5 protein-coding genes and 1 CRISPR repeat array are annotated in these 8,917 nt (G+C 67.4%); all 5 genes read left to right on the top strand.

From position 1 onward, the window contains the following. Window positions 1-32: 32 nt before the first annotated feature. Window positions 33-1,343: a CRISPR direct-repeat array (repeat unit 29 nt; unit sequence GGGACCATCCCCGCGTGCGCGGGGAGCAC). Between the two features lie 379 nt (window positions 1,344-1,722). After that, window positions 1,723-4,653, top strand: a complete 2,931-nt coding sequence (cas3, locus tag Mth01_RS24540; RefSeq protein WP_239089970.1) for a CRISPR-associated helicase Cas3' — start codon at window positions 1,723-1,725, stop codon at window positions 4,651-4,653. Continuing rightward, window positions 4,643-6,343: a type I-E CRISPR-associated protein Cse1/CasA gene (casA, locus tag Mth01_RS24535; protein WP_239089969.1), complete on the top strand. Its 1,701-nt coding sequence runs from the start codon at window positions 4,643-4,645 to the stop codon at window positions 6,341-6,343. The genes cas3 and casA overlap by 11 nt, the downstream gene beginning before the upstream one ends. Further along, window positions 6,340-7,041, top strand: a complete 702-nt coding sequence (casB, locus tag Mth01_RS24530; protein ID WP_239089968.1) for a type I-E CRISPR-associated protein Cse2/CasB — start codon at window positions 6,340-6,342, stop codon at window positions 7,039-7,041. Before casA ends, casB begins: the two co-directional genes overlap by 4 nt. 12 nt (window positions 7,042-7,053) lie before the next feature. Continuing rightward, window positions 7,054-8,247, top strand: coding sequence for a type I-E CRISPR-associated protein Cas7/Cse4/CasC (gene cas7e / locus Mth01_RS24525; protein ID WP_204018302.1), 1,194 nt, complete (start codon window positions 7,054-7,056; stop codon window positions 8,245-8,247). Continuing rightward, window positions 8,244-8,917, top strand: a 674-nt coding sequence (gene cas5e, locus Mth01_RS24520) for a type I-E CRISPR-associated protein Cas5/CasD (protein WP_204018301.1), incomplete at its 3' end; no start/stop codon positions are given. The genes cas7e and cas5e, both read left to right, overlap by 4 nt.

The following is an 8,917-nucleotide window of genomic DNA, read 5'->3' as shown; positions in this document are numbered from 1 at the left end:
TCCATGAGGGCGTCACCTGGAGAGAGGGAAAGGGGACCATCCCCGCGTGCGCGGGGAGCACATCGTCCGGTGTGCGAGATTGGCCCGCCAGCCGGGACCATCCCCGCGTGCGCGGGGAGCACCCGGGAGATGCTGTGCTGCTGCACATACGCCTGGGACCATCCCCGCGTGCGCGGGGAGCACTCGGGCAGCGTGGCACGCTCCCGGCGGGGGTGGGGACCATCCCCGCGTGCGCGGGGAGCACAGGCTCAACACCGCCGCGCGGAGCTTTTTGGCGGGACCATCCCCGCGTGCGCGGGGAGCACCTCCGGGCGGAACCCCCCTCCCCCGGTTCCTCGGGACCATCCCCGCGTGCGCGGGGAGCACTGGGCGGCGAGGTCGAGGTTGGCGGTCATTTCGGGACCATCCCCGCGTGCGCGGGGAGCACGGGCGCGGACTCGACGGCCGCACCTGGGACGAGGGACCATCCCCGCGTGCGCGGGGAGCACCACGAGAACTGTGACCTACCCGTGATGTTCGTGGGACCATCCCCGCGTGCGCGGGGAGCACCAACGGTGATCGTGATCGGCTTCATGCTCATATGGGACCATCCCCGCGTGCGCGGGGAGCACCAGTCCTGCACCTGATCCTCAGCGATGACCCAGGGACCATCCCCGCGTGCGCGGGGAGCACCGGGATGGGGCGCGCACGAGCGTGTTCGAGCCGGGACCATCCCCGCGTGCGCGGGGAGCACTCCGCTTTACCTGCGGGGGCGGCGGAGGTGCGGGGACCATCCCCGCGTGCGCGGGGAGCACCCCGCCCGGCGGCGCGACCACGCCGCCGGGTAGGGACCATCCCCGCGTGCGCGGGGAGCACTTGGTGACCCGGACGGGGCAGGACGAGTACCTGGGACCATCCCCGCGTGCGCGGGGAGCACACCTGCGCGGCGCCATCGGCGGGCCGGTACGTGGGACCATCCCCGCGTGCGCGGGGAGCACGAGTGGCCGATCCTGTCGGAGGATCTGCGGCGGGGACCATCCCCGCGTGCGCGGGGAGCACTTGCCCGGCCAGTCCGTGCCGGGGTAGGTCGAGGGACCATCCCCGCGTGCGCGGGGAGCACACCGACAGCGTGGACCTCAAGGTCAGGCATGTGGGACCATCCCCGCGTGCGCGGGGAGCACGGTTTCCTGATCGGCCACGAGGCGCCGGAGCTGGGACCATCCCCGCGTGCGCGGGGAGCACCTGACCGAGGCCGGCGGCCTCGACCGGGAGGCGGGACCATCCCCGCGTGCGCGGGGAGCACTCGTGGCCCTTCACCGCCAGGAGGGCAACGCCGGGACCATCCCCGCGTGCGCGGGGAGCACACTGCGTGACCTGCACGTTTAGGCGGCCAGGACGTGAGTTTTGAGCACTTTCAATGATTCGGACATTTCGGGCTTTCGTTGTTTGTTGTACCGCCGTACCAGGTTACTCTCGTCATCCAGCTGCGTGATCGGATTCCGCGTGCAAGCAAACGTAGTCACGGTGATTGTCCCCTCCCAGGAAGCGAGGGGCTGTGCCAGCGCGCGCAGGGCGTTCGCGGGGCACTGCAATCAGATGGGACGCGGTGGTCGCGGACATGCGCGGCGGGAGAGAAGGTTTTCTTCTCGCGAGGAGAAGAAAACCTCCCCCTGAGGATTGCTTATTCCTCCTTTCCTTGCATTCGCGGGAGCTTCTGGGGAGTTGTGCCTTTTAATGGCCTGCATGCTCAATGAGGAGCCGGTGTCTCGCGAGTTGGTTGACGGGTTGACGGCTGAGGCGCGGTCGGTGTGGGCCAAGCATGATCGGGAGACCGACGGATGGCTGCCGCTGTGGCGGCACATGGCCGACAGCGGTGCCGTGGCCATTTTGCTGTGGGACCGTTGGCTTCCCCTGCAAGTACGCCGAGTGATCGCCGACGGGCTTCCCGGGGGCGACGAAGAGGCACGTCGGCTGGCTGTTTGGCTGGCGACGACCCACGACATCGGCAAGGCCACCCCGGCCTTTGCCTGTCAGGTGGAATCACTCGCCGATCGGATGCGAGCGAGGGGGCTGGACATGCCGCAGCGTCGGCAGCTCCCCGATCGCAAGCTTGCCCCGCACAGCCTGGCCGGACAGGTGCTGCTGCAGGAGTGGCTGGTCGAACGGTACGGCTGGCCGAGGTCGGCCACCTTGCCGTTCACGATCATCGCTGGTGGCCATCATGGCGTTCCGCCGACGTCTTCCGACATCAAGGAGTTGACGGCACATCGGGAGTTGCTCCGTACCCCTGGGTGCGTGTCGCTCTGGCGGAGTGTGCAGCAGGAACTCCTCGACGGGTGCGCGCGGGTATGTGGGGTCGAGGATCTCCTGACCGGCTGGCAGAAGATCAATCTCTCGCAGCCGGCGCAGGTGCTGCTGACAGGCATGGTCATCGTCGCCGACTGGATCGCGAGCAATTCCGATCTCTTCCCGTACTTTCCCGAGGCGGAGCATCGCAGGGGTGCTGAGCGGGTCGAGGCGGCCTGGCGTGGCCTCGCCCTTCCGGAACCGTGGCGGGCTCCAGAACCCACAGGTGAGCCAACGGCGCTCTTCAACTCCCGGTTCCGGTTGCCGCCCGGAGCGCGTATCCGACCGGTCCAGGAACGCGCGGTCGAGGCGGCCCTGGCGATGCCGGCTCCCGGTCTGATGATCATTGAGGCCCCGATGGGGGAGGGGAAGACCGAGGCCGCGCTGGCGGCCGCGGAGATCTTCGCGGCCCGTTCCGGGGCGGGCGGCTGCTTCCTCGCGTTGCCGACCATGGCCACGAGCAACGCGATGTTTCCTCGGCTGCTGGGCTGGCTACGCAGGGTTTTTGCCGACCAGGCCGGAGCCGAGCCGGCTGGAAACGGGCCTCGCTCGGTGCTTCTCGCGCACTCCAAGGCGGCGCTGAACGAGAAGTTCGCCGGTTTGGTGCGTGCCGGCAGGCGCGCGGCACGCGGCATTGAATCTGATGGCAGCCGGGATGAGTGGCGGCATCACGCGGATCGTCGACTTTCCTCCGCTGAGCTCATCGCGCATCAGTGGCTGCGAGGCAGGAAGAAGGGAATGCTTTCCTCCTTCGTCGTGGGCACGATCGATCAACTGCTGTTCATGGGGCTGAAAAGCCGTCATCTCGCGCTGCGGCACCTCGCGCTCGCGGGCAAGGTCGTCGTCATCGACGAGGCGCACGCCTACGACACGTACATGAACAGCTATCTCGACCGGGTGCTGTCGTGGCTGGGCGCCTACCGTGTTCCGGTCGTGGTGTTGTCGGCGACGCTCCCGGCCGGACGCCGTCGTGAGCTCGCCGCGGTGTACGCGGGCACGGCGGCCGACGATGCCGGCTTCACCGGTCTGGCCGACGCGGACGCCTATCCGCTGCTGACGGTCGTCCCACCAGGTGGTCCGGCTGCGATCGAGGCGGTCGAACCGTCCGGACGCAGAGTCGAGGTGCGGCTTGAGCGCTTGGATGACGATCTCGCGGCGCTGGGCGACCGGCTCGTGCTGGAGTTGGCCGAGGGCGGCTGTGCCCTGGTGGTGCGGAACACTGTCGACAGGGTGCTGGAAACTTCGGCCTACCTGCGGGAACGGTTCGGCTCTGAGCGGGTCACCGTGGCGCATGCCCGATTTTTGGACCCGGACCGGGCAGACAGAGACGCCGAACTGCTGGCCCGGTTCGGGCCGCCGGAGAAGAGCGCGGACCGACCTACCGGCGTCCACATCGTGGTGGCCAGTCAGGTCGCGGAGCAGTCCCTCGACATTGACTTCGATCTGCTGGTGTCAGATTTATGTCCCATTGATCTACTTTTGCAGCGGATGGGCAGGCTGCACCGGCACGAGCGCGGCAAGGACCAGGGTGATCGGCCGGAGCGGTTGCGTACGGCACTCTGCCTCCTGACCGGGGCGGACTGGCACGCTGTCCCTGTCGAGCCGGTGCGCGGCTCCCAGCGGATCTACCGGGTGCACACGCTCCTGCGGTCGGCGGCCGTGCTGGAGCCGTACCTGTCCGGGACTGCTGAGACGGGGCACACGGTACGCCTGCCCGAGGACATCAGCCCCCTCGTCCAGCGTGCATACGGCGCGGCGCCGGTAGGCCCGGCGGGCTGGCAGGAGGCCATGACCCGAGCACGCGATAGTCACGATCTGCATCAGGAGCAGCAGCGACAAAAATCGTGGGATTTCCAGATCAGCGAGGTTGGCAAGGCGGGCCGCGCGCTGATCGGCTGGCTGGAGGCAGGTGTCGGGGACGCCGACGACACCCGTCGCGGGCGGGCCCAGGTCCGGGACGGGGTGGAGTCCCTGGAAGTGCTGGTTGTGCAGCGCCGTACGGATGGGACCTTGACCACGGTGCCGTGGCTGCACGGCGGGCACGGCGGGCTGGATCTGCCCACGGAATCCGCGCCCGAGCCGAGGCTCGCCCGCATCGTGGCGTCGTGCAGCCTGCGTCTGCCCTTCCACTTCTCCATCCCCGAGACCCTTGACCGGGCGATCGAGGAGTTGGAGGCCGAATGCGTCGCGGCCTGGCAGTCCACGGAGAGCCATTGGCTGGCTGGAGAGTTGATCCTCATGCTCGATGAGAACTGTCGGACCCGCCTGGCAGGCTACGACCTGCATTACACCCCTGAAGACGGCCTGGAGGTTGCTCGTGCCGAGTGAAGGCGCTGTCCCGTCCTTCGATCTGACCAGCGAGCGCTGGCTGCCGGTGCAGCGGCTGGACGGCACAGAGGACGAACTGTCCCTGCGGGAGGTCCTGACTCAGGTCGGGGATCTGCGGCGTTTGGTGGGTGATGTTCCGACCCAGGAGTTCGCTCTGCTGCGGCTGCTGCTGGCCATTGTGCACGACGCGATCGACGGACCACGTGATCTCGACGAGTGGCAGGAGCTCTGGGATGACGGGCTTCCTCTCGGACGCATCATCGACTACCTGGACGGGCATCGCGCACGGTTTGATTTACTCCACCCATCCGAGCCGTTCCTCCAGACCGCCGGGCTGTGTACGGCGACGGGGGAGACGGGTTCACTCGACCGCATTATCGCCGACGTCCCCAACGGGATGCCCTTCTTCACCATGCGGGCCCGCGGCGCTGACCGGCTCGGCTTCGCGGAGGCCGCTCGTTGGCTGGTTCACGCCCACGGATTCGACACCTCCGGTATTAAGACCGGCGTAGTCGGCGATCCCCGAGTCAAGGGCGGCAAGGTCTATCCCCAGGGTGTCGCCTGGTCGGGAAATCTCGGCGGCGTGCTCGTGGAAGGCGCGGATCTGCGTGAGACTCTGCTGCTCAATCTGATCGCCTTCGACACGCCGGGGTTCAGGATCGACCCCGATCACGATGCCCCCGCCTGGCGTCGGCCGGCCCCCGGCCCTGGGCAGATGGACCCGGTGGAGTTGAGCAGGCGTCCGGCGGGGGTGCGTGATCTGTACACCTGGCAGTCCCGCCGGGTACGGCTGGCCTGTGATGCTCAGGGTGCGTACGGAGTGATCCTCGCCTATGGCGATCCGCTCGCCCCGCACAATTTTCACCAGCGTGAGCCGATGACGGGATGGCGGCGCAGCCCCGCTCAGGAGAAGAAACTCGGCCTGGCGCAGGTCTACCTGCCACGTGAGCATGATCCGAGCCGGAGCGCGTGGCGCGGCCTTGGGGCGCTGGTCGCGGGCCGGGCCGAGGGTGCCGAGCAGCGTCAGGAGGCGGCGGCCATCGTTCGTCCACGGATCCTGGACTGGGTTGCCCGGCTGACCGTTGAAGGCGACCTGCCTGCTGATTTCCCGATCCGGGCACGGTTGTTCGGTGCGGTCTACGGCACCCAGCAGTCTGTCATCGATGAGATCATCGATGACGCGGTGGCCATGCCCGTCGTGCTGCTGCATGAGCGGGACCGCGAACTCGGCCAGGCCGCGATCGACGCGGTCACCGACGCGGAGAGGGCCGTCACCGCATTCGGAGACCTCGCCGCCGATCTCGCCAGAGCAGCGGGAACGGAGGCGGATCCGCGTAGGGCGATGGCCCGGGAGTTCGGTTTCGGCACATTGGATGGACCGTTCCGAGATTGGTTGGCCCGGATCCGTCCCGACGACGTCCCTCATGCTCAGCGGGCGGCCTGGCAGCGTGAGGCCCATCGGATCGTGAGCCGCCTGGGAGTCGAGCTGCTCAACTCGGCCGGGGATGCCGCGTGGGAAGGCCGGAAGATCCAGACTCGGCAGGGTCAGGAGCTCTGGTTGACCGCCTCGTATGCCGACCGGACGTTCCGGAGAAGTCTGGGTAGGGCGCTTCCGCTGGCCAGGGCGGACGAGGCGCGGCCACCCGAGGAAGACAGCGACAGTGAACGACAGAGAGTGGAGGCCCAGTGACCTTGTTAACCCCCACGTCCCGGCGATCGGTAAAGGATCTGGTCGGTGAGATAGCCGGGGCGTACATCACGGATCTTCAACAGGGCTATCTGAAGGATCGGAGTTGGGCTGTCGCGGCACTGGCCCGGCTCAGACGAGGTGCGGGCAAGCTCCCTCAGGACGTACCCGAGCTGTGGGGCATGGCCGGCACCGAGCGGTTGTACGCCCAGCAGGCCCTGTCCGAGACGGAGTCGGTCAGGGCCGAGGCAGCCCTGTTCCTGGCCATCACCCTGTATGCGCTGCATCAGCAGTCCCGCCCGCAGCAGGGGATGCACCGCACCGGTGAGGAGCTGGGAGCCGCGGTGCGAAAGCTGATGCTGCGTAAATCGGCTCCGGGCGGAGGCATCGACGAGCCGATTCGGCGCCGCTTCGTCCGTGTGGGAGCCGCGTCAACTCGCGAGATGTTGGCCATCCGGCTCAGAGAGGTCGTTTCCCTGCTGCATGGGGAATCGATCCCGCTCGACTACGCGCGGCTCGCCCGCCAGCTCTACCAGGCCCAGCTCCCCGGCGGGATGTCACAGGTGCGACAGAGCTGGGGCCGGAGCTTCCACGCCTATCGGCCAAGCGACAACGAGGACGAGCGCCGCGACGGTGGCTCGCATACGGCTGACGTCCCCACTGATGAAGCCGACCTTCCGGAAATCGTCACCGCCCCCTGATAAGGACATTTCATGACACGTACGATTCTTGAGATCCACGCGCTGCAGACCGTCCCTCCGAGCTGCCTCAATCGCGACGACACCGGCACCCCGAAGAGCGCGACCTATGGCGGGGTACGGCGTTCCCGTGTCTCCAGTCAGGCATGGAAGCGCGCCACTCGACGGGCCTTCCACGACCTGCTGGACCCCGGCGAGCTCGGGGTGCGGACCCGCAAGGTGGCCGAACTGCTCGCAACACGGATCATGGGGCTGGACGGATCGATCGAACAGCCCGAAGCGTGGGCGCTCGCGGCCGAGACGATCCAGACCGCCACCGGCTCCAAGATCGAGGTGCCCAAGCGCAAGGCCGGCAAGGGCAAGGAGGGACCCGAGCCGGCACCGGAGTCCAGCTATCTGATGTTCCTCAGCGCCCATCAGTTGGATGGCCTGGCCGAACTCGCCGTCAAAGGACGTGATGACATCAAGGCGTTCTTCAAGGAGAAGGCGGTTAAGGAGCAGGCCAAGCAGATCGCCAACAGCAAGCACTCAATCGACATCGCGCTTTTCGGCCGTATGGTGGCCGACGGCGCCGACATCAACGTCGATGCCGCCGCCCAGGTGGCGCATGCCATCAGCGTGCACCGCGCGGAGACCGAGTCCGACTACTACACGGCTGTCGACGATTACAAGGATCGGGAGACCGATGATCTCGGCGCGGGAATGATCGGCACTGTCGAGTTCACCTCGGCGACCCTCTACCGCTACGCCGCGGTCGACGTCGATCTCCTGTCGAGGAATCTCGGCCGGGGGATGCGAGAGGACGAGCCGGTTACCGAACCTGTCCGTAGGGCGGTCGAGGCGTTCGTCCAGTGCTTTCTCACCTCCCTGCCCACCGGAAAGATCAACACATTTGGTAACCACACGCTGCCGGATGCGGTGGTGGTAAAGATCCGTTCCTCTCGGCCGATCAACTTCGTCTCCGTTTTCGAAGAGCCGTGTCAGGCCGATCCAGAGATTGGTGGGCACCTGCGGCAGGCGTCGGAGGCGTTGGCTTCCTATATCCCTGAGGTCGAACGCGCTTACGGCGTCGGAGAAGAATCGCCGACCTGGGTAGTTCGGGTCGGCAAGAACACGCAGGCGCTGTCCGGCGTAGGTGTTGAGTTGTCACTGCCTGAGCTGGTCTCGGCGATCGGCACGGAGGTCACGCGGCGGCAGGGCGGAGAATGAGCGTTCTGCTGATGCAGCTCGCCGGTCCCTTGCAGTCCTGGGGGGCGTCATCACGATTCGCCAGGAGGAGCACAGAGCCGACGCCTACCAAGAGCGGAGTGATCGGTCTGCTGGCGGCCGCGCTCGGACGTCAGCGCTCGGATAATCTCGACGACCTGGCCGCGCTGCGCTTCGGTGTGCGTGTCGATCAGCGCGGCACTCTCCTCCGGGACTTCCATACCGCCCATCGATTCGTCAGCGGGAATGCGATGCCGGTGTCGGAGCGCTTCTACCTGGCCGACGCTGTCTTCATCGCGGCAGTCGAAGGGGAGAAGGAACTGATCGAAGGGCTGCTCCAGGCACTGCGCAATCCGACCTTCCTCCCATACCTCGGCCGCAGATCCTGCCCGCCGGCTCGGCCTGTCGACCTCGGCGTACGTCACGGTCAGACGCTGCGGCAGGCGTTGGAGCGAGAGGAGTGGCTCGCCGCCCCCTGGCATCAGCGGCGTCACCGCGATCGGGCTCAGGTCGATCTGGAGGTTCTCCTCGAGGCCGCTCCGGCGGACGGTCCTGTCGACACGCTGCGAGACCAACCGGTCAGCTTTGATCCGCTCCATCGCCGTTACGCGCTGCGTGGCATCCGCCGTACGCACGTGACAGTCGCCAACCCCGCCGCGAGTTCAACGGCTAG

The organism is Sphaerimonospora thailandensis (assembly GCF_016863115.1).
Lineage (GTDB): Bacteria > Actinomycetota > Actinomycetes > Streptosporangiales > Streptosporangiaceae > Sphaerimonospora > Sphaerimonospora cavernae.
The sequence above is the reverse complement of the archived record's forward strand: the minus strand, read 5'-3'. Positions and strand labels throughout refer to the sequence as shown.

Bases quoted from the DNA above. Each gene is read 5' to 3' on its own strand.
- cas7e (WP_204018302.1), top strand. From the start codon at position 7,054: ATGACACGTACGATTCTTGAGATCCACGCGCTGCAGACCGTCCCTCCG.
- cas3 (WP_239089970.1), top strand. From the start codon at position 1,723: ATGCTCAATGAGGAGCCGGTGTCTCGCGAGTTGGTTGACGGGTTGACG.